The sequence below is a fragment of the Xanthobacter sp. NM-59 genome (assembly GCF_021401125.1).
Classification (GTDB): Bacteria; Pseudomonadota; Alphaproteobacteria; order Rhizobiales; family Xanthobacteraceae; genus Xanthobacter.
Genome location: NZ_JACBFQ010000007.1, coordinates 211,924 through 236,023, shown reverse-complemented (window position 1 = coordinate 236,023; position 24,100 = coordinate 211,924). Strand labels below are relative to the sequence as shown.

Below are 24,100 nucleotides of genomic sequence, written 5' to 3'. Positions count from 1 at the left end.
GCTTCTGGCAGCAGATTCACGCGGCGGATCTGCCCGGCCCCGCCTGCCGCAGGCGAGGCCCCGCGACGAAATCTCTGGCGTGGCTACGGCAGTTCCCGCTAATTCGGGGTGCACCGGGCCCGCCCCCACGCCCGGCGCGTCAGAAGGTTTCCTTGATGACCTCCATCGATCCCGTCAAGCCCGCCGTTTCCTCGTCCGCCAATGTTCACGATCCGGTGGCCCTGGCCACAGCCCTCATCCGGGCGCCTTCCGTGACGCCGGAGGCGAAGGCCGCCCTCGACCTGGTGGCCGAGCTGCTGGCTGGCGCGGGCTACAAGGTGGAGCGGCTGACCTTCGACACCTCGGGCGTGCCCATCGTCAATCTCTACGCCCGCATCGGCGAGGATGGCCCGAACCTGTGCTTCGCCGGCCATGTGGACGTGGTGCCGGTGGGCGATGCGGCGCGCTGGAGCCATGGCCCCTTCTCGGGCGAGATCGCCGACGGCCGCCTGTTCGGGCGCGGCGCGGTGGACATGAAGGGGGCGGTGGCCGCCTTCCTCGCCGCGGCCCTGCATTATGGGCGGCCGGAAAAGGGCTCGCTCTCCTTCCTCATCACCGGCGACGAGGAGGGGCCCGCCCTCGACGGCACCGTGAAGGTGGTGGAGTGGCTGAAGGCCAAGGGCGAGACCATCGACCATTGCGTGGTGGGCGAGCCCACCAATCCCGCGACATTAGGCGACGCCTTCAAGATCGGCCGGCGCGGCAGCCTCTCGGGCGTGGTCACCGTGCGTGGCGTGCAGGGGCACGTGGCCTATCCCCATCTGGCGGACAATCCGGTGCCGCGCCTGGTGCGGCTGCTCTCCAGCCTGATCGCGGCGCCGCTCGACGCCGGCTCGGACTTCTTCCCGCCGTCCAACCTGGAAGTGGTCTCGGTGGATGTGGGCAATACGGCCTTCAACGTCATTCCGGCCGAGGCGACCGCGCGTTTCAATGTGCGCTTCAACGACCACTTCTCGCTCGCCACCCTGAAGGACGAGATTCGCCGCCGGCTCGATGCGGCCGGCGAACCGTACGACATCGCCTTCCCGCCGGGTGCCAGCGAGAGCTTCATCACCGCGCCCGGGCCGTTCGTGGACATCGTGGCCGGCGCGGTGGAGGCGGTGACCGGCCGCCGGCCGGAGGCCTCCACCTCCGGCGGCACGTCCGATGCGCGCTTTATCAAGGATTTGTGCCCGGTGGTGGAATTCGGCCTGGTGGGCCAGACCATGCACAAGGTGGACGAGGCGACCAGCGTGCGCGATCTTGAGGACCTCACCGCCATTTATTCGCAGATCATCACGCGATATTTCGCGCATTTCGCATAGAGTCTTTTGCAGCCGGCGCGCTGTCCTCGCGCGCTGTCCTGGGCGATTCGGATTCACCTCTGGCGCGATGCCCCAACACCATGGAGACCTGACGCATGAGTCATGACGAAACCGCCTATCGCCTCGACGTGGCCGGCCGCGACATCGCGGTCCGTGCAATCCCCGGTGACGCGCCGGGGGTGTTCTGGCTGGGCGGCTTCAAGTCGGACATGACCGGCACCAAGGCCGAGCGCCTCGCCGCCCTCGCCGCGGAGCGCAGCCACGCTTATGTGCGGTTCGACTATTCTGGCCACGGCGCTTCCGGCGGCGCGTTCGAGGAGGGCACCATCTCGCGCTGGCTCGAAGAGGCGCTGGCGGTGTTCGATGGGGCCACCGCGGGCGAGCAGGTGGTGGTGGGCTCGTCCATGGGCGGCTGGCTGGCGCTGCTGCTGGCGCGCGCGCTGGCCGCAAGGGGCGAGACGCGCCTGAAGGCGCTGGTCCTGGTGGCGCCCGCGCCGGACTTCACGGAAACGCTGATGTGGTCGCGGTTCCCGGCCGAGGTGCAGAGCGAGATCACCGTCAACGGCCGCTTTCTCAAGCCCACGCCTTATGGCGACGAGCCGTATGTCATCACCCGTACCCTGATCGAGGACGGGCGCAGCCACCTTATTTTGGGCGCGCCCTTCGCGGTGGGCTGCCCGGTGCGCATCCTCCAGGGCGCGAAGGACGAGGACGTGCCGTGGGAGCACGCCATGCGGCTCGTGACCTGCCTGGCCGAGGACGATGTGGTGTTCTCGCTCATCAAGGACGGCGACCACCGCCTGTCGCGGCCCGAGGATCTGGAGCGGTTGGCCCAGGTGGTGTCCGAATTCCTGTGATGGCTGATGCCGGCGCGAGCCCCTGGGCCTCGCGCCGCCTTTGAACCGGGCCGCGTGCGGAGCCGCTCAGGGCCTGCACACCTTCGAGCGCCGGGATCGGCGTGCAGGAACGCGCTAAAGCAAAAGCATGGACTGCTTGGATGTTGCCATGACATCGCGACCCGACCGGGCACGTGGCCCTCGCACATCCGGGAGCGATTTCGACCGAAAGGGCCGGGCGGCTCGCTTATGGGGCTGAGGTTGCGGAAATGCCGAAGGCCCATGAGTCGAGCTCACGGGCCTTCGGGAGATCAGGCTTCCGCGGGCGCTGCGTCTTCGGGCTGCTGGGTCCAGCTGGACATGCGGCCAATGAGGTAGCGATAGGGCGCCAGGAACAGCGCCACCATGGCCAGCTTCACCAGATAATCCGCCACCGCCCAATTGGTCCACGGCAGGTCCGTGCCGGAGAAGGCCAGGGTGAAGAACACGGCGGTGTCGATGGCGGAGGAGATGCCGCCCGACAGCGCCGGCGGCAGCCACCAGGCCTTCTGCCGCAGGGCATTGAACACTGTGGCATCAAGCAGCTGCGCGACGATGAAGGCGGTGCCCGAGGCCAGCGCGATGCGCGGCGTGGCCAGCAGCGCGGAGAGCGCCAGGGCCAGCGCGAAGCCCGCATAGATCACCTGCCGCGTGCGCACGATCCCCAGCCGGCGATTGGTGAGGTCGTTCACGAGAAAGGTGAGCGGATAGGTGAAGGCGCCGTAGGTCAGGTAGTCCTGAAGGCCGAACGGCGTGAAGGGGAACTGCACCAGCACGTTGGCGGCCAGAACCGCCCCGCACATGGCAAAAACCGCGAGCGTAAACGCCCGCGGTTCAGACCCACCAACAAATGTGGCAGAGGCCATCAGGCGGCGGCAGCAGCCGCTGCGTTCGCAGCCTTCACGATGAGGCGCTTCAGCTCCAGCGCGCGCGGAGACAGCTCCTCGTCGCGGGCCTTCTTGAGGAAGGCGTCGAGGCCACCGCGGTGGTCCACGCTCTTCAGCGCATTCGCGGAAACGCGCAGGCGCACGGAGCGGTTGAGAGACTCGCTCTCAAGGGTCACATTGCACAGGTTCGGCAGGAACCGGCGCTTGGTCTTGCGGTTCGAGTGGCTCACAAGGTTGCCGGTCAGCACCGCCTTACCGGTCAGATCACACCGCCGGGACATGGCAGAAGTCCTTCTTCGTCTTTTCAGGTGCGGGGAGCGCCAGATGGAGCGGCTTGCCTCTTCTCAGAGTCGCGCCCCGCGGCACTCACCCGCTGGAACGGGAAGTGGCTCCTATAAGGGGGAGGCGCTCCGCCGTCAAGATCGGCGCCGGCAAACGATGGCCCGACATCGCCTCGCGGGCCTTGCGCCAGCAAAAAAAAACGTGGACTCCCACGGTCCTTCGCGCGCGGCGGTGGGAGCGGCCTCGCCAGCCGCAGTCCCGCGCCGCGGGGGCATGGCGGGGAATCGGGCGGGAATCGCAGGGGTTGGGGCGCGCCCTGGCGACTCGCAGGGCGCGCAGGGGCGTGGCGTCAGCGCCGGCCCTGTCCGAGGAAGGTTTCCGCGAACCAGCGTTCCAGCGTCATGGGCGGCTCGCCTTGGGCGCCCTGGGTCCCACCCACATTGGCCGGGGGCAAGCCGGCCTGGCCCATCATGGCCGCCGGACGGTCGTCGGGCACGGATTCGGGGGGCGCGAGGGTGCCGCCGGGCGCGCCGTAGCCATAGCCGCCGAAGCCCGCGGTGCGCGTTCCGCCGGGCAGCTCGGCCACGGGGATGCCCTGGTGCGCCACCTTCATGTAGCGGCTCCAGATCTCCACTGGCAGATTGGCGCCCGAAGCCTTCTTGGTGGGCGAGGAGTCGTCATTGCCCAGCCACACGGCGGTGACGAACTTGGCCGTGTAGCCCACGAACCACGCATCGCGATAATCCTGCGAGGTGCCGGTCTTGCCGGCCGCTTCCCAGCCCGGCAGATCGGCCCGCCGGGCGGTGCCGATGACCAGGGTCTGGGTGAGCATCTGGTTCATTTCAGCCGCATAAGCGGGGTCCATCACCCGCCCCGGGCCCCGGTCGGTGCGCTCGAAGATCACCTGTCCGCCGGCGTCCCTCACCGATTCGATGACATAGGGCGTGACGCCGATGCCGCCACTGGCGAACGGCACATAGGCGCTCGCCAGCTCCAGCACCGAGACTTCCGAGGTGCCCAGCGCGATGGAGGGGTTGGGATCGAGCGGCGAGGTGATGCCGAGCCGGTGGGCGGTCGCCACCACTGCCTTCGGTCCCATCTCCAGAGCGAGCCGCACGGACACGGTGTTGAGCGACAAAGCGAGGGCCTCGGTGAGGGTCACCGGCCCGCGATACTGGTGGCTGGCATTCTCCGGCTTCCAGCCCTTGAGCTGGATGGGGCCATCCTCGCGCACGGTCTCCGGCGTCAGGCCCGCTTCCAGGGCGGTGAGATAGACGAACGGCTTGAAGGCCGAGCCCGGCTGCCGCTTGGCTGTGACCGCGCGGTTATACTGGCTCTCCTGGTAGGAGCGCCCACCGACAAGGGCCCGCACGGCGCCGTCCGTATCCAGGGAGACCACGGCGCCCTGGCCCACGCCATATTTGGCGCCGGACTTGGCCAGCGTCTCGTCCAGCGCCTTTTCCGCCGCCTGCTGCAGGTTCGGCTCGATGGTGGTGCGCACGGTCACGTCGCCGGTGATGAAGCTGGAATAGGCGTCGAGCTGGTCCATCACCCAGTCGGCCACATAGCCGGCGGAATCGGGGGTCTTGGGCCGGGCGAGCTGGGCCGGGTGGGCAATGGCCGTCTGCGCCATCTCCGGCGAGATCATGCCCTGCTGCTTCATGGCCGTGAGAACCAGCGTCGCGCGGGCCTGCGCGCCCTTCAGGTTGCGTGTGGGCGCAAGGCGGGAGGGCGAGTTCACAAGCCCCGCCAGCATGGCCGCCTCCGCCAGCGTCACCTGCCGCGCGGACTTGCCGAAATAGCGCTGGGCGGCGGCTTCCACGCCATAGGCGCCGGCGCCGAAATAGACGCGGTTGAGATAGAGGTCGAGAATCTGGTCCTTGGTGAACTTGGTCTCCAGCCACAGGGCCAGCACCAGCTCCTGAATCTTGCGCGAAGCGGTGCGCTCCTGGGTGAGGAACAGGTTCTTGGCGAGCTGCTGGGTCAGCGTCGAACCGCCCTGCCGGAGGCGCCGGGAGGTGAGATTGGTCACGAGCGCGCGCGCCAGGCCCTCGGGATCAAGGCCGAAATGGCTGTAGAAACGCTGGTCTTCGATGGCCACGAAAGCCTTGGGCAGATAAGGCGGCAATTCCTGAATGGGCACCGCCACCCCGCCCATGTCGCCGCGCACCGCCAGCGTCTTGCCGTCGGCGCCCAGGATGGTGACGGTGGGCGGACGCTTGGGAATCATCAGCGTCTGCATGGGCGGCAGCTTGGAGGCCTCGTAGGCAATGACGCCGATGATGCCGATGACGCCCCATATGGCGAGGATGAAGCTCCACTTCACCAGGGACCAGACGAGCGAGCGCCGGCGGCGGCGCGGGCGCGCCGGCTTTTCAGGCTTGGCCTTGCCCCGTTTCTTGTCGCGTCCGCCCAGCTCCGCCTCTCCTCTGTCGCGGCGCGCCGCAGGCTCGGGCGCGAGGATTTCGGGGGCCGCACCGGCGCTCGCGCGCATTCGTGCGGTTGGTTGGTCGGTGGCTTCCGGCTCGCTCTCCGCGCCGGGTCGCGAGGAGCCCAGGGGTGGCACGCGGTCGAAGCGGTCGAGGGCCGGCGGCTCGGCCCGCCCCTTTGCAGCCCCCTTCGTCGGACCCTTGGCCCGCGGCGCCTTCAGGCTGCCCGTGGGCCGGTCCTCTGGGGAAAGGCGGATGTCGAAACCCGTGTCCGAGCGCTCCACGGCCGGCTCGCGCCGTGTTCCTTCGCCGTAACCTCGAGTCGCCATCGGCTGTCCCGTCGCTCCCCTTGTGTGCTTCGACTCCCCTTCCACCACCCAAATGGGGCGAAAACGGCAGCGGCTGGGCTGTTGCCCGCTTCTTTCCGCATCGCACACCGCGAACTCTGCCGGCCACCCCCTGAAGGGAGGGTTAAGGGCCGCAGCGGGCGAGGGGCCGGGTTGCTCGCCGCGCGCCGCGGGGGGCCCTCGCCGGGAGCGACCATTTGCGCTATTGGTAGGGGCTGCGTTTCCGCACCTCAGCACCAGATCGATTCAATGGCTGTCATCCGAAATTCCAAAGCCCAGCGCACCATCGGAGAACCGTTCGAGGGGCAGAAGCTCCGGGCGGACGTCCTTGAGATCGCCAAGGCGCACCAGGGCAAGGATCTGGAGCTGCGCAACGCCATCGTCGGCTACCTGAAGACCGCCATGCAGGAGGCTCGCGCCGAGGCCGAGCGCCTTTTGAAGGAAGACGGCTGCGGGCGCTGCTGCGCCATGCGCCTGTCCGCCTTCCAGGATGCCATGATCTCCAGCGCCTATGAGGTGGCCACCACCATCCTCTATCCGGCCGACAACCCCTCCCGCTCCGAGCGCATGGCCATCGCGGCGGTGGGTGGCTACGGCCGCGGCATGCTGGCGCCGGGCTCGGACACCGACATTCTGTTCGTGCTGCCCTACAAGCAGACCGCCTGGGGTGAGAGCGTCGCCGAGGCCATTCTCTATATCTTGTGGGACCTGGGCCTGAAGGTGGGCCACGCCACCCGCTCGGTGGACGAGTGCCTGCGCCAGGCGCGGGCCGACTTCACCATCCGCACGTCCATCCTGGAGGCGCGCTACCTGGCTGGCGACAAGGCCCTGTTCCACGATCTGGAGCAGCGCTTCGACAAGGAGGTGGTGGAGGGCACCGGCGCCGAATTCGTGGCCGCCAAGATGGCCGAGCGCGAGGAGCGCCTGCGCCGCGCCGGCCAGTCACGCTACCTGGTCGAGCCCAATGTGAAGGACAGCAAGGGCGGCCTGCGCGACCTGCACACCCTGTTCTGGATCGCCAAATACGTCTACCGGGTTCAGACCACCAGCCAGCTCGTGGCCAAGGAAGTGTTCACCCGCGAGGAAGCCCGGCTGTTCACCCGCTGCGAGGATTTCCTGTGGTCGGTGCGCTGCCACCTCCACTTCCTCACCGGGCGGGCCGAGGATCGCCTCTCCTTCGACGTGCAGCGGGAGATGGCCCAGCGCCTGGGCTATACGGAGCATCCCGGCCAGCGCGACGTGGAACGCTTCATGAAGCACTACTTCCTGGTGGCGAAGGATGTGGGGGATCTCACCGCCATTCTCTCCGCCGCCTTGGAGGAGCACCAGGCCAAGCCCGTGCCCGGCCTGCGCGGCATGGTGGAGCGCTTCCGCTCCGGTCACCGCCGGGCGGCGCTGAAGGACAGCCCCGATTTCATCCTCGACCACGATCGCCTCAACGTGGCGGACGCGGAGGCGTTCAAGCGGGACCCGGTCAATCTCATCCGCATCTTCCATGTGGCGGACAAGCGCAACCTCGCGCTGCATCCCGACGCCATGCGGCTGATGGCGCGCTCGCTCCCGCTCATCGACGCCAAGGTGCGCGACAATCCGGAAGCCAACCGCCTGTTTTTGGAAATCCTCGCCTCCAAGACCGCGCCGGAAACCGTGCTGCGGCGGATGAACGAGGCCGGGGTGCTGGGTCGCTTCCTTCCCGAATTCGGGAAGATCGTGGCCATGATGCAGTTCAACATGTACCACCACTATACGGTGGACGAGCATCTCCTGCGCTGCATTGGCATCATCTCGGAGATCGAGCACAAGAACAATCCGGAGAACGGGCTGGCCAACGAGCTGATGGCGACGGTGAAGAATCGCAATCTGCTCTATGTGGCGATGCTGCTGCACGACATCGCCAAGGGTCGTCCGGAGGATCATTCCACCGCCGGCGCGCGCATTGCCCGGCGCCTGTGCCCCCGCCTCGGCATGACGCCCATGGAGACGGACACGGTGGCGTGGCTGGTGGAACAGCATCTGGTGATGTCCACCGTCGCCCAGTCGCGTGATCTGTCGGATCGCAAGACCATCGAGAATTTCGCCGCGGTGGTGCAGAATCTGGAGCGGCTGAAGCTGCTCACCATCCTCACCACGGCGGACATCCGCGCGGTGGGGCCGGGCACCTGGAACAGCTGGAAGGCGCAGCTGCTGCGCACCCTCTATTACGAGACCGAGCCAGTGCTTACCGGCGGCTTCTCGGAGGTGGATCGCGGCAAGCGCGTCACCGCCGCCCAGTCGCAGCTGCGCCATGCGCTTTCCGATTGGCCGTCGGAGAAGGTGGAAACCTATCTGGCGCGACACTATCCGTCCTACTGGCTGCGCATGGACCTGGACGCCAAGCTGCGCCACGCCCGCTTCATCGATGCCACCGAGGCTGCGGGCGAGAGCATCGCCACCCAGATCACCATGGAGCCGGGCCGGGGCGTGACGACGCTGACCGTGCTGGCGCCGGACCATCCCAAGCTGCTGTCCATCGTAGCCGGGGCCTGCGCGGCGGCGGGCGCCAACATCATGGACGCCCACATTTCCACCACCACCGACGGGCTGGCGCTGGACACCATCGCCATTCGCCGTGCCTTCGAGCGCGACGATGACGAGGAGCGTCGGGCCGGCCGCGTCCGCGAGGCGGTGGAACAGGCCTTGAAGGGCGAGGTGCGCCTGCCGGAAGTGATGGCCCGGAAGCTGCCCAAGGGCCGCCGCACCTTCTCGATCGAGCCCGAGGTGACGGTAAACAATTCCTGGTCCAACCGCCACACGGTGGTGGAGGTTTCCGGCCTCGACCGGCCGGGCCTGCTGTTCGCGCTCACCAACACCCTGTCGCGGCTCAACCTCAACATCGCCTCCGCCCACGTCGCCACTTTTGGCGAGCGGGCGGTGGACGTGTTCTACGTGACCGACCTCATGGGCGCGAAGATCACGGCGGCGGCCCGCCAGTCGGCCATCCGCCGCGCGCTGATGGCGGTGTTTGAGGGCGCCATCGACGACGAGGAGGCCCCGCGCCGGGCGGCGCGGGCGTGATCGGGCGGGGCGCCGCCGGATCACGAAGCATCTCGTCATTTTAGCGGCGATCACGGTTCATCCCGCGCCGGCTTCCTCGCGCGGGATCTATCCCTTTGGCGCTGCTTTCGTTTTCTGGTGGGGAATGGTCGCGCGGGGCGGGGGCGCGATCCGGCCCCCACGCGCATTGGCCTATTTTCGCCTTGCTCCCATGGCCTGAAAGGTGCGAGCAAGTTGCAGCTTGGTTCGGGCCGGCCCATCGGGGGCGCCCGAAAGCCCTTGGCATTTTCTTGCGGCATCAAGATCCGGCATGAACAGCAGTCCGAACCTTCTCGACATTCCGGGCGACCCGGCTTCCATCCGCGTGGTGGTGGCCATGTCGGGCGGCGTTGATTCGTCGGTGACGGCGGCGCTTCTCGCCCATGCCGGCTATGATGTGGTGGGTGTCACCCTTCAGCTTTACGATCATGGGGAAGCGGCCCATCGTCGCGGCGCCTGCTGCGCGGGGCAGGACATCTATGATGCGAGCGAGGTGGCCCGCACCCTGGGCATCCCCCATTATGTGCTCGACTATGAAAGCCGCTTCCGTGAAGAGGTGATCGACCGCTTCGCGGCGAGCTACGCTTCCGGCGTCACGCCCATTCCGTGTGTGGACTGCAACCGCACCGTCAAGTTCCGGGACCTGCTCGCCACCGCGGAGGAGCTGGGCGCCCAGGTGCTCGCCACCGGCCATTATGTGTCCAGCCGCGGGCTGCCCGACGGCCGCCGCGCCCTTTACCGGGCGGCGGAGGAAGGGCGGGACCAGAGCTATTTCCTCTATGCCACCACGGCCGCGCAGCTGCAGCGCCTGCGCTTCCCCCTGGGTGACATGATGAAGAGCGAGGTGCGGGCCCTGGCCAACCGCTTCGGCCTTCAGGTGGCTGACAAGCCCGACAGCCAGGACATCTGCTTCGTGCCCGGCGGCAATTATGCCGAGGTGGTGGAGCGCCTGCGCCCCGAGGCCGCCGAGCCCGGCGACATTGTGCATCTGGATGGCCGCATTCTCGGGCGCCATCGCGGGGTGATGCATTACACCATCGGCCAGCGCAAGGGGCTGGGCATTGCCAGCCCGGAGCCCCTCTATGTGGTGGGCATCGACGCCGCGCGCCGGGAGGTGAAGGTTGGCCCGCGCGAGGCGCTGATGGTGCGCACCGTGGAGATGGCCGATGTGAACTGGCTGGGCGAGGGATCGTTCGAGGATGCCTGCGCCCGTCGCGCCGAGGTGCAGGTGAAGGTGCGCTCCACGCGCGCGCCCGCTCCCGGCCATCTGGATACCGCCGCGGACGGAACGCCGCTGGTTCATCTCGCTCTCGGCGAGGAAGGCGTTGCACCGGGGCAGGCTTGCGTGCTCTACGATAGCGCGGACAGCCGGGCGCGCTTGCTCGGCGGGGGCACCATCGTGAAGGCGCAGAGCGACGTGCGCAGCATGGCGCAGGTGGCGTGAGCCGATGGTGGCTTGAGGCGAAGGGTTTGTCGCCGCCCCGCCGGGATGCCGGGCGGCGCGGCCGAGGGACGAGGCTGGGAGAAGGCCAGGATGGCGGTTCAATACGATCTCGAGGGTCAGAAGCGCGCCTATGCCAAGTGGGCGCCGATCTACGACAAGGTCTATGTGAAGCTGCTGGCCGATGCGCAGCGCAAGGCGGCCACCACCGCCGCCGCCTGCGGCCCGCGCATTCTGGAAGTGGGCGTGGGCACAGGACTGGTGCTGCCCTATTACCCCAAGACGGTGAATGTCACCGGCATCGACCTTTCGCCCGAAATGCTGGGCAAGGCGGTGGAAAAGAAGGTGGGGCGCGGCCTTACCCAGGTGGGCCTGCTCGCGGCCATGGATGCCTGCAACCTCGGCTTTGCCGACCACACCTTCGATGCCGTCACGGTGCCCTTCGTCATCACTCTGGTGCCGGACCCGGAAGGGGCGCTCGACGAGATGTATCGGGTGCTGAAGCCCGGCGGCGAGATCGTGGTGGCCTCCAAGCTGGGCGCCGACGAGGGCCCGGTGATGCACATCGAGCAGGCGCTGGCCCCATTGGTGAAAAAGGTGGGCTGGTCCATCGCCTTCAAGGCCTCGCGCCTGCGCAACTGGGCCGCACGCTATCCCGACATGGAAGTGGTGGAAATTTCGCCGGTGTTCCCGGTGGGCTTCTTCAAGCTGGTGCGCATCAAGAAGCGCGCGCGCGCCTGAGGGCTGTGCGAAGGGGGGCACGGGGATGTGCAAGACTCCTTCGGCTTTCTTGACAGGGGCGTATCGGCGCCCCTATATCCCCGCCTCTAGCCGATGCGTTGAATCGGCCGTGGCAGCGTAGCTCAGTTGGTGAGAGCGCCGGATTCATAACCCGGAGGTCGGCGGTTCAAGTCCGCCCGCTGCTACCAATAAAATCAAAGACTTAGAGCCTTAAGCCAAGTCAGCGCAAAATCCCAAGTCAGCAAGAAGTCAGCAGCGGGGAAGCCGCAGCGAATGCCGTAGCTTGCCGCCGGGATCGCCCCTCTCTTTTGCTTTTCTATGTATGTTCATGTTTTGTTCCAGTTATCCCTTATGATTCCCTCCTTGAGGGGGACCGCAGCGGGGAGCGATTTCGTTCCCGACCTTGATCGTTTTCGAGGGGAACGCGGGGAACAAGGGGAACGCGCTCAGATCGTGCTGTAATATCAATGGTTTGCGGCGTCGTGGTCGTGTTCCCCACATCCTGCGGGCTTGGGGAACAAGGGGAACACGCCTCACATGACCATCATGTCGGGGGTCCACTCGTCGCTGTCGTAGATGCTGGTGCCGGTGTCAGTTGCCAGGATGCGGCCGATGGCCATGGCGGCGGCAACCGCGCCGTCGATGCGACCGCGTTCGCGGGCCTTCTCCTTGGTGAACTTCTCGTTCTCGGCCGCGTCCCGCTCCGCCACCACATTGCCGAAGCACATGCGCAGGAGGGGATTGCCGCCGTGCCGGAAGTGCCCGGCGAGGATGGCCCGCTTCAGCTCCTTGACCGGTGCGGCCATGCTGGCGAAGCCCTGGCCAAACTGGTTGATGGTGAAGCCCTCCTCCTGAAGGGCCGTGTTCACGGCGGTGGAGTTCCATCGGTCGATGGCCACTTCCTGCACCCCGTAGCGTTCGCCCAAGGCCACCACGTGTTCAATGATGGCGCTGTGATCCACCACGTTGCCGGCGGTCACGGTGAGAAAGCCCGCGTCCTTCCACTTCAGATAATCCGCCCGGTCCCGCTCGGCTTTGCGGGCAAGGCCGGCCTCGGGCAGGAAGAACATGGGCAGCACGTCATAGCGGGCGTGCCCGTCCTCGCCTGCGAAGGGGAACACGGCCACCACGGCGGTGAGGTCTTCCACGCTGGAGAGGTCCACGCCCACCCAACAGGGGCGCCCTTCCAGCTCTTCCGCCGGCGCCATGGGTTCGGCCGCGTCGTACACCTCCAGGGCAAGCCAGGGTTCGGCCGCGCCCTCCTGCCACAGATTGAGGTGGAAGCGCTTGAAGTCGGCAATCTCAGCCGGAAAATGCTCGATCCGCCGGGCCTTGATGCGCAGTTCCTCCAGCGAGCAGAAGCCGGCGGCAATGGCGGGGTTTGCGCTGTGCCAGGCGCTTTCATCCCGCCAGTCGGCACCGGCTGGCGCGGCGAAGATGATGGGGGCGAAGGTCGAGTCTTCGATCTCGCCGGAGGCCACCTTGTGGCTGTACTCCCACAAATCGGAGGCAAGCCCGCCCGTGCCCTCGCCGGCCGTCGAGATGACGATGGTCAAGGGCTGGTCGCGCTTCACCATGGAATCGGTCACCACCTTGAACAGCTTGCGCGCCTCCGAGGCCGGCCACGCATGCACCTCGTCCGCCAGGAAGAAGGAGACGTTTAGGCCGTGCTTGGAATAGGCCTCGGTCGAGATGGCCTTCAGCACGCTCGCAGTGCCGGGATGGTTGAGGGTCTTGCGGCTTTCGATGGGTGCGACGCGGGAGAGCAAGGCGCCGTCCTGCTTCACCATCTCGAACGAGTGCTTGAAGGCGATGCCGGCATTCTCCCGGTCGGCCGCCGCCTGGATCACCTGTCCGCCGGCCTCCGCCTCCGGCCCCATGAAGTGCGCGAGCGCCAGGGCGGAAGCAAGCGTGGTCTTTGCGTTGCCGCGTGGAATCCAGATGCAGGCGGTGCGCACCAGCCGCGCCCCGGTGTCCGTCGAGGGGCCATAGATGCGGCGGATGATGGCTTCCTGAAACGGATGCAGGGTGAAGGGCTGCCCCGCGAAGCGTCCCTCCCACAGCCGGAGACGGCGCACGAAGCGGCACATGCGATCCGCCCGGCCGGTGGGGTCGGGATAGAGCCCAGGCTCAGGCGAGAAGATCGGTGTCCCAGCCATTGGCGGCTTCCCCTTCCTTGGCGGCGGTGCCGCGCCGATGGGGCGTCAGCGCGAGTTCGGCCGCGAGCAGGCGCGCTTCCCGCATGGCGCCCATGAGCATCTTGAAGGCGGGGTGCGTCACAGGCCCCTTGTCGGTCTGGAGCACATGGCCTTCGGCGTTCATCATCTCGGTATAGGTGCGCGAGAGGCCCACAGCGCGGCAGTAGCCTTCCAGCGTCGCCAGGGTGTCGTCGGTGAGATGCCCGCGCTCATGAAGGAGCGGTGCGGTGCGCTTCCATTCCGCGGCCCCGTGGGCGCAGAGCGATCCGGGAGGCGGCGGGCAGCGCCCAGCCCCCTTGCTGCCATCCACGATCTGGAGCTTCGGCTTACGGCCCTTCATGGTGAGGAAACTCCTTTTCCAAAAACCCCATTTGTCTCGAGAGTGCGCGCAAGACGACCCCGCCGGTCCCGAGCTCAGGGGCGCAAGTCTCGATCCACCCCCCCCCTACCTCGACACCGCATTGCCGAACCCGCCTTCCTCGCGGATCGCCTTGCGGGTGTTGCAGGCCCGGCAGGATGGCTGCCAGTTGCTCACGTCCCAGAACAGCTTCATGTCGCCCTTGGGGGCGATGCGGTGATCCACCATCTCGGCAGGCCCACCACAGTGCACGCAGCGCTCACGGCCGGGGCTGGCGAGCCAGGAGCGGGACGCCTTGCGCCACTTCTCTGAGTAGCCACGGGCGGACGCGGAGGGGCGCCGGGCATCGGCCGCCTTCTTCCGCTCGGCAGCACACACTGGGCATTGCGAGCCGGTGAAGGAGGGGTGGCCGCGCGGGCAGTGCTTCGGCGGTGCCCAGGGCATCAGCAGGCCCTCAGGCGAAACGGGTCGATCAGGTCGAAGAAGCCCAGGGGCGCTTCAGCGAGGTCGCCCGCCATGGTCGCCTCGCGGTTCTCATAGAGGTGCCCGGCATAGAGCTTCATGGCGTGCACCAGGGGCGCGGGAACGTCACCGGTGAAATCGTCCAGCGGGCCGCACCAGCCTTCCACGACGCCCCGCGCCGTCTCGATCAGGTCGGAAAGACTGACGTCTTCGTCGGCATGGTCGATCCGCAGATGGGCCTTGAGGTCGGCAAGGGGGAGAATATCGAGGGTGTCGGCCATGGTGTCTTTCCGAGTGCAGGTGCCTCGTCTCTGAGGGGAACACGGGGAACGTGGGGTACAGGCTTGATTTCACTTGGCATATTTCTGTTCCCCACCGTTCCCTCGCTTGGGGAACACGGGGAACAGGTGGGAGGGGCTGCATCGCGCGCGCCCCTCCCGGTGAGCCCTTCGCGGCGTAGGACGCACCGCCGGTACTCGCGACCTTGCCCGCCTTGACCCTTGAATTTGCCGGCCGAAACCGGGGGGGCGCCAGGGAGGTGGGCTTTTCGTTGTCGGGCCGGCCGCTACAGGCCCTCAATGAACGGCGCCCCTAAGGGGATCAGGCCGCCTTCACCTTCAGCAGGCGCAGGGCCTCCGCCTTCACCACGCCACCGCCGACGCGGCGCCGGGCATGGAAGCGGGTCTGGCCATTGGGGGCCTGGGTGTAGGGATCGCGCAGCACCGACAGGGAGAGGCGGTCAACGATCCGGTAGCCCTGCTTCAGGTCACCGAAGAGGATGGGCAGGGCATCGGCCGCCACGTCCGGCATGTCCGGCAGTTCCACCACCGGGCGCCCGAGAATGGTGGCCGGGTTGCCCTCCGACATGGCGTCGCGCCACAGGTAGTCGCCGACCGTGGTCTTCATCTTGCGCACCGCGCCGATGGTCGTGCGGTTCATGCCCCACACGCCGTTCGCCGCATAGAAGCCCGGCAGCGCGTGGAACAGGTCGATGAGGTCGTCAGCCGTGAGGGCCGTGGCCGCGCTGGTCACCTTCGTGATGGTGGTGTCAGCCAGGATGCCCGCCGGCTTGCCTGTACCGTCACCGGAGACGAAGGCCGCGCCTTCCAGCCGGCCGAACTCCTCCGCGAAGTCCGCCGACAGCTCCCCGACAAGGTTGTAGGCGTTGTCTTCCAGCAGGGCGTTGGACACGTCCACATAACAGGCTGCTTCGTGCGGGGTCAGCGTCACCTCGCCATAGGTCGGTTCGGTCGAGGGGCGGGCGCCGGTTTCGGACACCCACGCGGCCGTCATGGTGCCGGTGCGCTTGGGCATCTTGGCCTCGGCCGCAGAGATGGAGAGAATGCGGGCATAGGAACGGATGGGCGACACCTCCACCAGCCCCTTCACAATCTCCTTGATGAACTCGGTGGGCGCGAGATAGCCGCCGCCATTGCTGGCCTGGGTGAGGTTCTTCATCTCCAGGCCGGTGGCCGCATCGCCCCGGCGCACATAGGAGGTGAACGCCTTCGTCTCCAGCGCTCCTTCCTCGCTCTTGGTGGCGATGCCCGGCCGGTTCAGCTTGGCCTCGATCCGGTCGGCCACGCTCTTCACGCTGCCCACCTTGTCTTCCACGGCCTTCAGCCGGCTGTCGATGCCGGCCACGCTCTCTTCAAGGCCCGCCACGCGGGTGTCGATGGTGGGGGCGTCGGCGGTGTTGGTATCGTTTTCCATGGGGGTCTTCCCGTTGCTCGCCGCGCCTGCGGCCGATTTCACGCTGAGCACGCGGGCCCGGCTCGACGCAGGGCGCCGAACGAGGCTGATCTCGTGCAATTCGATGTGCTGAAGGGTGCGGATGCCGTCCGGCGCGCGCTCGGACTTCACAGCCAGATAGCCGATGGAAAGCCCATCCACCGCCCCGCTGCGCACCAGCTCGTAAGCGTCCCGTCCGGCGGGGGTGGCAAGGTCGATCTGGCCTTTGACCTTCAGGCCCAGCTCGTCTTCCTCGATCTCCAGCCAAGCGCCGATGGGCGCACCTTTGTGCTCGAACAGCATGGCGGGCATGGTTTCGAGGGCGGCATGGGCGGCAAGGTCGCGGCCGAAGGCGCCGGGGGCCACCACGTCGCGCACCAGGTCGGCCGGGCCACCGAACAGCGAGGCATAGCCCGACACGAGCCCGGCCTCTCCGCTGGCGAATTTCACTTCAAGGGTGAGGTGTTCCATCAGGCGGCTCCATCCTGCGGCGCGGGGGCGCCGGCCTGGTTGGCGCCGGTGTTGGGATTGGCGAAGGCATCGCCGCCGGCATAGGGCGGCAGGCCCTCCCAGCCGCGCGCTTCGTTGGGGGAGAGCACGCGGGAGGCGATGAGCGACGAATAGGCCGTGGCCCGGGCGCCGATGTCGGCGCGGGTGAGGTCGTCCCGGTCGAAGGTGATGCGCAGGCCGGCGGCGCGTTCCTCAGGCGTGAACAGGGCGCGGCGCAGGGCACCTTCCAGCGCACGCAGCCACGGTTCCAGCGTGTAGGTGAGGAACTCGCGCCCCATCTGTTCCGCGTTCGACCACGTGGCGCGCGTGAGGTCGTAGAGCATTTGCGGCGGCACCCGGAAGGCGCGGGCAATGTCGAGGATCACCCCTTGCCGCAGCTCAACGAATTGCGCATCCACGCTCGACAGGGCGAGCTGTGCGTATTCGGCTCCACCTTCCAGAATGGCCGTGCCGCCGCTCTTGCCGCCACCGAGGGCAAGCTGCCACGCTTCCTTGATCCGCCGCAGGGCCTCGGGGGTGGTCTTGTCCTTCAGCGTGATCATCCCGGACGGGCGGGCACCGTTGCCGAACAGCCGCGCCGCATGGGCGTCGAGGGTGAGGGCAAGGCCGATGCTCTCCCGCGCCAGGGAGACGGGGGAGCGGCCGAACGGGCTTTGAAGGTGGATCACGTCGCGGGCATCGATGGGTGCGCCGTGCAGGCGATAGCTCGGCTCGCGCGTGCCGTTCATGTCGCGTTCGACGGTGAGCGCGCCGGCCTCATAGTGGATGATCTCCACCGGAGCGCCGGCCACGCGGTTCACCCACGCGAGCCCGCCTTCGTCATGGGTGAGAGCCTGGGCAACCAGATCGCGGAGAAAGCTGAAGCCGTCCGTCCAGTCGTTCACGTCGCCGCGCAGCAGGCCCGCCACGGGATGGTCGCTCACCTCTTCGGTGCCGCGCATCACCTTCACGTCGAGGGTAGCGGGGGCTTCCGAGATGGCGCGCACCGCGCAGGCCACCGCCGGAACCGTGAGGGCGCTGGAAGATCCGACATTCACCCCCGCAGCAGTCGGGCCGCCCGCGCCAAGAAGCGCCAGCAATGCCGCATCAGGCGTGGCGAGGGATTTACGCTCGGGCGTGAAGAGGTGGCGGAGGCGAGAGAACATGCGGCGAGGATTGCACGCGCGCGGGTCTCGTCAACTCAAGAATGTCAAGATGATCGAAGTAAATTTGATTGGATTTGCTTTGATTGGACTGGCTTAGATGCCGCTCGTCTTGCGCAGCGCCTCAATCTCGATCCGCGCCAGCCGCTCGGCTTCGGAGCGCGAAAAGCCACCGTCATATTCGAGGATGGCCGCGCGCTCCTCGAAGGCGTCGCGCCACCTCGCTTTGTCCACACCTATGTCGTTTTCCTGGGGAACAAGGGGAACATGGGGTACAGCGTTGAGAGTAATAGACTTTTTCTGTTCCCCAATCCGTTCCCTACGTGGGGAACAGTGGGGAACAGCGCTGCCTTTCCGCGCGAAGACGGCGAAGCGGCTGAAGTCGGGCATCAGCCAAAATCCCGCTCAGCATAGGTCGCGGGCTCGGCATCGCCAAGAATGCCGGCCGCGATGACGTAGCAGCGGACGGGGCTCGCGAAGTTTGGAAGCCTCGTCTTCACCTGCGGCTTTCCATCCCCACCCGCCACCAGCAGCCCGCGCCCGTTCAGCACTTTCGCCACCGCTCCCGCGTCCAGACCGGCGCACACCTCGCTTTTCCACGATTCCGGCAGCACTAGATATTCGATGCCGCCGCCTTCGGCCCGGCGCCGGAAGCCCACGCGGTTTGTGATGCGCTGGTCAATGGGCGCCCCGATGCCGTCGCGCGGCGCCAGTTCGCCCATGGCCTCGAAGCGCGAGTTTCCGTGAAGCTCAATGAAGCGGCGCACGGCCGCGATGGCTTCCGTCTCCTCCGCCGGTTCGATGCCGCCGCGCGCAGCGAGCCAGTCCCGGAAGCACCGGGCAGCGGCGCGTGTCGCCTCACCCTCGGTCCAGGGCAGGACACCGGCAGCGGTCGCCATCTCCCCGCCAGCGGCGACCAGTCCGAAGCGGGCGGCAACGCGGCTCACTTGCCCATCGGCGGTCTTGGGGCAGTTCTCGGCAATGAACTCGTCCACATAGCCCTTCACCGTGGGCGCGATGGCGTCGAAATTGTCCACCAGCGTTTGCAGGAAGGCGCGGGTGGGCGTGCCGTAGTGCTCGCCGGCCGCCATCTTCAGGTGCCGGGCGAAGGCATCGGCGGAAGGAAAGCCGTGCAGGTTCTCGAACAGGCCAAGGCCCGCACCGGCATCGGCCGGAATGTCCACGATCCGCACCTGTTGCCCGGCGGCGACCTTCCGGCCACCCTCCGCGACCTTGGCATCAAGACTCAATTCGCCACTTGAAAGGAACAGTAGCCGCCATTCCGCCGCCTTGCGCGCTTCGCCGCTGCGACCGGCCCGCGACTTGCCCACGCCATTGGCCAACATGTACGCGACCGCACCGGCTTCCCGTCCGTCAACCTCCCCCATTTCGTCTAGAAGCATGGGGGCATCGCAGTGCATGGCCGCTACGCCTTCGAGCCCGTTGGAGGTGGCGCGCCAGGTGCGCACATAGCCCCGGATGTCACCGCCGCCCCAAGCCGAACCCGCCACCACCAGCGCCGTGCTTTTCCCCGTGGAAGAGGCGCCCCGGAAGTGAAAGCCTCCGCCCTCCGCGCCGGCCGGATAGAGCAGCGGCGCCGCGAAGGCAACGGACATGGCAAAGGCCAGCCGGGAATTGCCCACCGCAAGGCGCGCAATGCCATTCTGCCAGCCTTCCAGGGTGCCAGCCTCTCGGAAGGCATGATCGGCCTCGCCGACAGTCTGGAGAAGGGTCCTCTCTTCTGATTCGACGGCGGTGATGGTATCAGATGGCAGGACATAGACCTTGCCATGCCAGCCGATCCGCCCGACGCATCGGGCCTTGGTATCGGGGCGTGCGGTCGAAATGTATTCGTGCAGGGCGTTTCGAGCGAAGGTGCTCGGTGCCATGGTGAGCCCGAGGGAATTCAGCCGTTTGCGATAGTCGATGCCGTCGCCAGCCAGCATCTCCATGGGCATGGCCCAATACTTCACGCGCTTGTCGTCGTCTGTGATCTTCAGCAGCCGGCCCCATTCCTCGCCGTCCGCGCTTCGCGTTTTCGCCGACACCTCAAGGAGCGAACAGAACCACCGCCATTCGATGGTGACGATCCCGGTTTCCTTGTCGGCCTTCTCGATCCGCTTTTCGACTCCATTGGAGACGACGCGGAACGGCCACTTGGTGAGTTCCTCGGGCTCGCCGGCCTCGATCCGCCGCAGCGTCTCGCGCTCTTCGGCATCGCGATAGAGAGGCAGGAAAGCGGGATCGCCGCGCATCTCGGCAACGCGTTCCGCCGTCCATCCCTCTTCGAGTGCGTCGGCAATGTCCCACCCGGCCGGCAAGGTTTCGCCGCGCAACGTCTTCTCTTCGCCCTGCCAGAGCCAGGCGCCCAGGCGATCCGGCGGCAAATGGAGCACTTGCGCAGCGCCAGCAGCGCGCGCCAGCTCGCACACCTTGTCGCCATAGGCTTGGCCGGCGTCGTCATTGTCAGTCGCGATCACCACCGTTCGGCCGGCGAGCGGGCTGAAGTCCGTGAGGTGCGGGCTCTTGGCACCATGGGCGGGCGTTGTCGCAACCATGTCGGGGAACAGCGCGGCGGCGGCATCGCGTGCCTTCTCGCCTTCCGTCACGATCACCATGGCGTCAGTGCTGGCTAGAATGTCCGGCAAGCCGAAAAGCGGACGAGGAGAGGGGATGCCCTTCGCGCGCCAGGCTCTCTTGTCGTTTCCCAGGTCGCAATAGGTGACGGGGCGCACCTGCTTTGCCGGGTTGCCCTCGGCATCAGTGAAGTCCCAGCGGCAGACATAGCCCATGAGCCGACCTTCGGCGTCGTGATAGGGCCACACGCGGGACGGCGCCCCATGCTTCGAGAGCTTGAACGACATGGCCGGCGCATCGGCAGGAACCGGAACAATGGGTGTCTCTTCCTCGCGCTTCGGAGCCGCCCGCTCGGAGGCGGACGCCTCTTCCGGCGAGAGGGGGGCGAAAGCGTCATCAAGGGCAGCGTGCATCAAGCCCCCCCTTTCACGTTGAGCATGGCAGCGAGACGGCGCGCGGCGTCCGCCTGGGTGAGGTCGAAGAGGTAAGCGGCAAGGGACACGGGATCGCCGCCCGCATCGCCGGTTGCGAAGTCGCTCCACCGGCCCGAGCGCAGGTTGATGGAGAAGGAGCCGGGCCGCCCGTCCGCGCGCTTCGGGTTGCGCACCACGTATTCAGCCCCCTGCCGCCGGCCTCCAGGGAGCCAGCGGGCGAGGATGGAAGGCAGGGCCGCCAGAGCGGCCCCGTTGATGGCGGCGAAGTCGATCATCCGGCGAGGCCTCGCCTTGCGTCCGGCGGGACACCGAAGCACCGGGCCCAGAGCATGCGCCCCTGACCCAACATCGCATCCGCCATCGCGCCGGCGCTAGCCTCGTCGAGGGCGTCCAGATCGGCCGCGGCATCCGCGTCCGCAGTGCCCCAGGCGACGAAAAGCCAATCGCGCACGATATGAACGCCAACGATCAATCGCCGGCTGGGCGCTGGCTGGAACGACGTTCCGGCCTTGCGACGGATCAAGGCGCTCTCCGCAGCGGAGGCGAGGCGCACGCGGAACGTGCGATCCGGACGACGGTCGAAGAAGGCGAAGTCCGCCGCGACGGTGCGCACCGTCGAGGTGTGCATGGCATCCCGAGTGAGGTTCATCCAAGTGCTCCCTGGCGCATGGCAGCACGGGCAGCGGCACGGTTCTCGAAGTAGCGCATGCCCATGTATCGGCCGTCGTCAAAGAACGGGACGAAAAGGCTTGCGGCCGAGGCCGTCGCGTGGTTGAAAGTGCTCGTTGACTTTTTCTGAGTGCTTTTGCCGCCGTGCCGGGGTCCTACACCCGACGCGGCGGTTCTCTTTTTGGCCATAGGATCACTTCCTTTCTGCGGTGGAGTAGACGGGAGGGGAGATGAGGCGTTCGGCCCACGCATCGAGGCCCGTGCGCGGGTAGCGCAGATCACGCTTGCCGACATATTCGATGGCAGGGCCACCGCCCGTGTGAGCCAGCTTCGCGAGGGTGCTCACGGCGCGGGTGATGCCGTGAACCATCTCAAGGTATTCGCAGGCTTCCTTGCGGCTGAGACGGGGCTTGCGGAGGCGAGGCGGAAGGTTGATCGCGTCCATGGATCAGTTGTTCTCCCCATAACACTCAGTAAGGACGGCTTCCGGGTGATACCCCAGGGAGGTGGTCACCCGGTCGAATACATTGTTCACCTCAAGAGTGACCCACCCAAGCGGATGATGAAGGTTCGTTCGGATCGTTGCGGTAACATCTGTGCCCGGCATCCAAAGGACTTCCGTTGCTTTCGGACCGGCGACACAAAGAAGAGTGAAGCCCGGATCGCGGAACAGCAGAGACGGATGCCGCTCTTCGTCACCCGTGTGCGCAAACAGCGATGCGTGGCGGAACGCGTCGGTGAGTTCTACGCCCAGGTCAATGAGCCCCTTGGCGATGGCGATTTCCATGACGTTGAAAAAAGAGAATTTGCGCTTGATGCCAGGGGTTCCTGGCATGTCGATTTGGTGGTTCTTGTGTCCGACAATCAGGCCGCGCTTGATCCACGTCTGAAGGGCGGAGTTGGTCACGTCGGCGGCGGCGATCACCTGTCCGGTTGTGAATTCGGCATTGAAAATGCTCATATTGTCATCCGAAGTGTGCGGGTGCCTACTTCGATGTATCCTAAGATGGGATGAGTTGGCAAGCGCAAGTTTTCATCCGCCAACTAACGCCAGACATTTCCAGCTATCCACTCCGCGCCATCCGCACCGCCCATTTCGCCAAACGAACGAAGCCCAGGGGAGCAGGCCCATAACCTGACTGTGGAACAGGTTATGGCGAAAAAGCCTGGAAGATCAGGAGCCGCCGTAGCCCAGGCCCTCCATGAACCGGTCCTTGAACCGGCCAGTGAGTTCCATGGAGTGCGCCGCAGCGAAGTGCAGACGCTCCACTTTGCCAGGGTCGAGCGAGTGCAGGTCGGTCCGGTCACCAGTCACGCCGGGGCTCTGGCTCCCGTCGAACAGGCTCTCCATCAAGTCCCAGACGACACCGGCCATATTGGCGACCTCATAGGCTTCGCTCTCCAGGTCGTGGAGACGGGCGAGCTTCTCCGCGTCGGTGAGCAGGCGGGCTTCAGGCATGGGGGTTACGTTTGCCGCAGCGGTGGGCTTGGGCATTAGGTTGCTCCGGGAGCGCGTTAATGATAGAAAAACTATTAATCCGCCACATTGGATCGGTCAATAGAAATTCTATCAATGAGGCTCCAGTGATCTCCGTTCGGCAGGTGAAGGCGGCGCGGGCAATGCTCGCATGGTCGCAGGGCGATCTCGCTAAGGCATCAGGGGTTTCCGAACCGACAATAGCGCGTTTGGAGTCCGTGGATGGCCCCCTTGGCGGGCGGGCTGACACGGTGTCTAAGATCGTAGCCGCCCTTGAAGCTGCCGGCGTGCTATTCATTGAGCAGAATGGCAACGGGCCGGGCGTGAGGCTGAGGGGCCGGGCATGAGTGACTTTGAGCTAGCCAGGCTTGGCGCGGTAATTGCCAGCGATTTGTGCGCATTGATACTGCCAGGAAGCGGTACAATTAGCCATATTTTTCAAAAAGTAATTGATGATCGAAGAAGAAAGAGTGTAGAAATTCTAATTGACGAGTTGTCGCATGGCATTCATGGCCAAATTAAATTTGAGGATACGGATGTAGAACCTGTTGTTGCAATGGTTCTGCGCATATCGCGCGCGATTTCAGATGGAACATCAATTCAAAATATCCGCCTCCTTTCACAAGTTATAGCCGGACTTAAAACGAAAAGGGCATTATCGGAAGACGCATTTTTGAAGTGGGCTAAAATACTAGAGGATTTAACGCGCGATGAATTACTTATACTTGGATTTTCCTGTTTATGTGAAGCCGATGTATCTGCTCAAGGGGACGAAGAGCGTGCCGCGGAGTTTTGGCGGCGACTAAACACGATGGCGGGAAAGGCAGGGTTTGCCCTGGGTGACCTTCATGCGATCTGTGCTAGCTTAGCGCGCACCGGATTGCTCGTGCCCATAGGGTCCTTTGGTCCCGCAGTACATGCACCTAGCCCGTGGTTGGCAGAGATTCGCGAGCTTATCGATATCCCATCAGTCGTTCGTGGTGACCGGAATGTGCCTGACGAGAATTAGCGCGGTCCAGCGGTGATGCGAAGGCCGTGGCCCGAACCCTGGAGAACAGCGAGGGGCCGGGGTGAGGCTGAAGATGCGGGGGCAACGCTAAGGGGCTGGCGTTTGCAGCGTGCTTC

Annotated in this window: 23 protein-coding genes and 1 tRNA gene; 8 read left to right on the top strand and 16 right to left on the bottom strand. The window is 66.2% G+C overall.

The genetic code is table 11. The features are described from left to right. Positions 1-155 precede the first annotated feature (155 nt). The gene (gene dapE, locus L0966_RS14330) at positions 156-1,343 is read left to right on the top strand and encodes a succinyl-diaminopimelate desuccinylase (protein WP_234052622.1); all 1,188 of its coding nucleotides are present in this window, start codon (positions 156-158) and stop codon (positions 1,341-1,343) included. Positions 1,344-1,438: 95 nt separating this feature from the next. After that, positions 1,439-2,200 (top strand): carboxylesterase, encoded by a 762-nt coding sequence (locus tag L0966_RS14325; protein WP_234052621.1) that lies wholly within the window; start codon positions 1,439-1,441, stop codon positions 2,198-2,200. Positions 2,201-2,490: 290 nt separating this feature from the next. On the opposite strand, the gene L0966_RS14320 is transcribed toward L0966_RS14325, so the two are convergent. The 3 genes from L0966_RS14320 to L0966_RS14310 all read right to left on the bottom strand — a co-directional run bounded on the left by L0966_RS14320 (position 2,491) and on the right by L0966_RS14310 (position 6,145). After that, positions 2,491-3,021: a queuosine precursor transporter gene (locus L0966_RS14320; RefSeq protein ID WP_234052620.1), complete on the bottom strand. Its 531-nt coding sequence runs from the start codon at positions 3,019-3,021 to the stop codon at positions 2,491-2,493. A gap of 62 nt (positions 3,022-3,083) precedes the next feature. Then, a complete protein-coding gene (gene rpmB / locus L0966_RS14315) occupies positions 3,084-3,386 on the bottom strand; it encodes a 50S ribosomal protein L28 (RefSeq protein ID WP_234052619.1) in 303 nt (100 codons plus the stop codon). Between the two features lie 350 nt (positions 3,387-3,736). Next, on the bottom strand, positions 3,737-6,145 hold the full coding sequence (locus L0966_RS14310; RefSeq protein ID WP_234052618.1) for a transglycosylase domain-containing protein: 2,409 nt from the start codon (positions 6,143-6,145) through the stop codon (positions 3,737-3,739). Positions 6,146-6,412: 267 nt separating this feature from the next. On the opposite strand from L0966_RS14310, the gene L0966_RS14305 reads away from it, so the two are divergent. The 4 genes from L0966_RS14305 (at position 6,413) to L0966_RS14290 (ending at position 11,605) form a co-directional block, all read left to right on the top strand. After that, entirely contained in the window at positions 6,413-9,217 is a 2,805-nt protein-coding gene (locus L0966_RS14305) for a [protein-PII] uridylyltransferase (protein WP_234052617.1), read from the top strand. A gap of 289 nt (positions 9,218-9,506) precedes the next feature. After that, on the top strand, positions 9,507-10,679 hold the full coding sequence (gene mnmA / locus L0966_RS14300; RefSeq protein ID WP_234052616.1) for a tRNA 2-thiouridine(34) synthase MnmA: 1,173 nt from the start codon (positions 9,507-9,509) through the stop codon (positions 10,677-10,679). A gap of 90 nt (positions 10,680-10,769) precedes the next feature. Next, entirely contained in the window at positions 10,770-11,417 is a 648-nt protein-coding gene (locus L0966_RS14295; protein WP_234052615.1) for a class I SAM-dependent methyltransferase, read from the top strand. Between the two features lie 111 nt (positions 11,418-11,528). Next, positions 11,529-11,605: transfer RNA gene (locus L0966_RS14290), tRNA-Met, on the top strand. A 345-nt stretch (positions 11,606-11,950) separates the two neighbouring features. Here L0966_RS14290 and L0966_RS14285 read toward each other — a convergent pair. The 13 genes from L0966_RS14285 to L0966_RS14225 form a co-directional block, all read right to left on the bottom strand. Beyond that, on the bottom strand, positions 11,951-13,576 hold the full coding sequence (locus tag L0966_RS14285; protein WP_234052614.1) for a terminase large subunit: 1,626 nt from the start codon (positions 13,574-13,576) through the stop codon (positions 11,951-11,953). Next, a complete protein-coding gene (locus tag L0966_RS14280; protein WP_234052613.1) occupies positions 13,548-13,955 on the bottom strand; it encodes a P27 family phage terminase small subunit in 408 nt (135 codons plus the stop codon). Before L0966_RS14280 ends, L0966_RS14285 begins: the two co-directional genes overlap by 29 nt. A 105-nt stretch (positions 13,956-14,060) precedes the next feature. After that, positions 14,061-14,417 carry an HNH endonuclease gene (locus L0966_RS14275; protein WP_234052612.1) on the bottom strand — a complete coding sequence of 119 codons (357 nt, stop codon included), beginning with the start codon at positions 14,415-14,417 and terminating at the stop codon, positions 14,061-14,063. Then, the gene (locus L0966_RS14270; protein WP_234052611.1) at positions 14,417-14,716 is read right to left on the bottom strand and encodes a head-tail connector protein; all 300 of its coding nucleotides are present in this window, start codon (positions 14,714-14,716) and stop codon (positions 14,417-14,419) included. The genes L0966_RS14275 and L0966_RS14270 overlap by 1 nt, the downstream gene beginning before the upstream one ends. Positions 14,717-15,035: 319 nt before the next feature. Next, positions 15,036-16,637: a phage major capsid protein gene (locus L0966_RS14265; RefSeq protein WP_234052610.1), complete on the bottom strand. Its 1,602-nt coding sequence runs from the start codon at positions 16,635-16,637 to the stop codon at positions 15,036-15,038. Beyond that, on the bottom strand, positions 16,637-17,821 hold the full coding sequence (locus tag L0966_RS14260) for a phage portal protein (RefSeq protein ID WP_234052609.1): 1,185 nt from the start codon (positions 17,819-17,821) through the stop codon (positions 16,637-16,639). The genes L0966_RS14265 and L0966_RS14260 overlap by 1 nt, the downstream gene beginning before the upstream one ends. 93 nt (positions 17,822-17,914) lie before the next feature. Next, on the bottom strand, positions 17,915-18,208 hold the full coding sequence (locus tag L0966_RS14255) for a hypothetical protein (RefSeq protein WP_234052608.1): 294 nt from the start codon (positions 18,206-18,208) through the stop codon (positions 17,915-17,917). Then, positions 18,208-20,808, bottom strand: a complete 2,601-nt coding sequence (locus L0966_RS14250; RefSeq protein WP_234052607.1) for a DUF927 domain-containing protein — start codon at positions 20,806-20,808, stop codon at positions 18,208-18,210. The genes L0966_RS14255 and L0966_RS14250 overlap by 1 nt, the downstream gene beginning before the upstream one ends. Further along, on the bottom strand, positions 20,808-21,104 hold the full coding sequence (locus L0966_RS14245) for a hypothetical protein (protein ID WP_234052606.1): 297 nt from the start codon (positions 21,102-21,104) through the stop codon (positions 20,808-20,810). The genes L0966_RS14250 and L0966_RS14245 overlap by 1 nt, the downstream gene beginning before the upstream one ends. Then, positions 21,101-21,457 (bottom strand): hypothetical protein, encoded by a 357-nt coding sequence (locus tag L0966_RS14240; protein WP_234052605.1) that lies wholly within the window; start codon positions 21,455-21,457, stop codon positions 21,101-21,103. The genes L0966_RS14245 and L0966_RS14240 overlap by 4 nt, the downstream gene beginning before the upstream one ends. Before the next feature lie 234 nt (positions 21,458-21,691). Then, a complete protein-coding gene (locus L0966_RS14235) occupies positions 21,692-21,943 on the bottom strand; it encodes a hypothetical protein (protein ID WP_234052604.1) in 252 nt (83 codons plus the stop codon). A 3-nt stretch (positions 21,944-21,946) separates the two neighbouring features. After that, on the bottom strand, positions 21,947-22,459 hold the full coding sequence (locus tag L0966_RS14230) for a hypothetical protein (RefSeq protein ID WP_234052603.1): 513 nt from the start codon (positions 22,457-22,459) through the stop codon (positions 21,947-21,949). Between the two features lie 213 nt (positions 22,460-22,672). Then, positions 22,673-22,957, bottom strand: coding sequence for a hypothetical protein (locus L0966_RS14225; RefSeq protein ID WP_234052602.1), 285 nt, complete (start codon positions 22,955-22,957; stop codon positions 22,673-22,675). Between the two features lie 59 nt (positions 22,958-23,016). On the opposite strand from L0966_RS14225, the gene L0966_RS14220 reads away from it, so the two are divergent. Both L0966_RS14220 and L0966_RS14215 read left to right on the top strand, forming a co-directional pair. Further along, complete coding sequence (locus tag L0966_RS14220; RefSeq protein WP_370640744.1) at positions 23,017-23,322, top strand: helix-turn-helix domain-containing protein; 306 nt, start codon at positions 23,017-23,019, stop codon at positions 23,320-23,322. Further along, positions 23,319-23,984, top strand: a complete 666-nt coding sequence (locus L0966_RS14215; RefSeq protein WP_234052601.1) for a hypothetical protein — start codon at positions 23,319-23,321, stop codon at positions 23,982-23,984. Before L0966_RS14220 ends, L0966_RS14215 begins: the two co-directional genes overlap by 4 nt. The last annotated feature ends 116 nt before the right edge of the window (positions 23,985-24,100 follow it).

Coding starts and splice junctions, on each gene's coding strand:
- L0966_RS14260 (WP_234052609.1), bottom strand. CDS start 17,821: ATGTTCTCTCGCCTCCGCCACCTCTTCACGCCCGAGCGTAAATCCCTC.
- L0966_RS14220 (WP_370640744.1), top strand. CDS start 23,017: ATGATAGAAAAACTATTAATCCGCCACATTGGATCGGTCAATAGAAAT.
- L0966_RS14280 (WP_234052613.1), bottom strand. CDS start 13,955: ATGAAGGGCCGTAAGCCGAAGCTCCAGATCGTGGATGGCAGCAAGGGG.
- L0966_RS14320 (WP_234052620.1), bottom strand. CDS start 3,021: ATGTGCGGGGCGGTTCTGGCCGCCAACGTGCTGGTGCAGTTCCCCTTC.
- dapE (WP_234052622.1), top strand. CDS start 156: ATGACCTCCATCGATCCCGTCAAGCCCGCCGTTTCCTCGTCCGCCAAT.
- L0966_RS14285 (WP_234052614.1), bottom strand. CDS start 13,576: ATGGCTGGGACACCGATCTTCTCGCCTGAGCCTGGGCTCTATCCCGAC.
- L0966_RS14235 (WP_234052604.1), bottom strand. CDS start 21,943: ATGGACGCGATCAACCTTCCGCCTCGCCTCCGCAAGCCCCGTCTCAGC.
- L0966_RS14275 (WP_234052612.1), bottom strand. CDS start 14,417: ATGCCCTGGGCACCGCCGAAGCACTGCCCGCGCGGCCACCCCTCCTTC.
- L0966_RS14295 (WP_234052615.1), top strand. CDS start 10,770: ATGGCGGTTCAATACGATCTCGAGGGTCAGAAGCGCGCCTATGCCAAG.
- L0966_RS14255 (WP_234052608.1), bottom strand. CDS start 18,208: ATGCCCGACTTCAGCCGCTTCGCCGTCTTCGCGCGGAAAGGCAGCGCT.
- L0966_RS14325 (WP_234052621.1), top strand. CDS start 1,439: ATGAGTCATGACGAAACCGCCTATCGCCTCGACGTGGCCGGCCGCGAC.
- L0966_RS14270 (WP_234052611.1), bottom strand. CDS start 14,716: ATGGCCGACACCCTCGATATTCTCCCCCTTGCCGACCTCAAGGCCCAT.
- L0966_RS14230 (WP_234052603.1), bottom strand. CDS start 22,459: ATGAGCATTTTCAATGCCGAATTCACAACCGGACAGGTGATCGCCGCC.
- L0966_RS14225 (WP_234052602.1), bottom strand. CDS start 22,957: ATGCCTGAAGCCCGCCTGCTCACCGACGCGGAGAAGCTCGCCCGTCTC.
- L0966_RS14215 (WP_234052601.1), top strand. CDS start 23,319: ATGAGTGACTTTGAGCTAGCCAGGCTTGGCGCGGTAATTGCCAGCGAT.
- L0966_RS14245 (WP_234052606.1), bottom strand. CDS start 21,104: ATGATCGACTTCGCCGCCATCAACGGGGCCGCTCTGGCGGCCCTGCCT.
- L0966_RS14265 (WP_234052610.1), bottom strand. CDS start 16,637: ATGGAACACCTCACCCTTGAAGTGAAATTCGCCAGCGGAGAGGCCGGG.
- L0966_RS14240 (WP_234052605.1), bottom strand. CDS start 21,457: ATGCACACCTCGACGGTGCGCACCGTCGCGGCGGACTTCGCCTTCTTC.
- L0966_RS14305 (WP_234052617.1), top strand. CDS start 6,413: ATGGCTGTCATCCGAAATTCCAAAGCCCAGCGCACCATCGGAGAACCG.
- mnmA (WP_234052616.1), top strand. CDS start 9,507: ATGAACAGCAGTCCGAACCTTCTCGACATTCCGGGCGACCCGGCTTCC.
- L0966_RS14250 (WP_234052607.1), bottom strand. CDS start 20,808: ATGCACGCTGCCCTTGATGACGCTTTCGCCCCCCTCTCGCCGGAAGAG.
- L0966_RS14310 (WP_234052618.1), bottom strand. CDS start 6,145: ATGGCGACTCGAGGTTACGGCGAAGGAACACGGCGCGAGCCGGCCGTG.
- rpmB (WP_234052619.1), bottom strand. CDS start 3,386: ATGTCCCGGCGGTGTGATCTGACCGGTAAGGCGGTGCTGACCGGCAAC.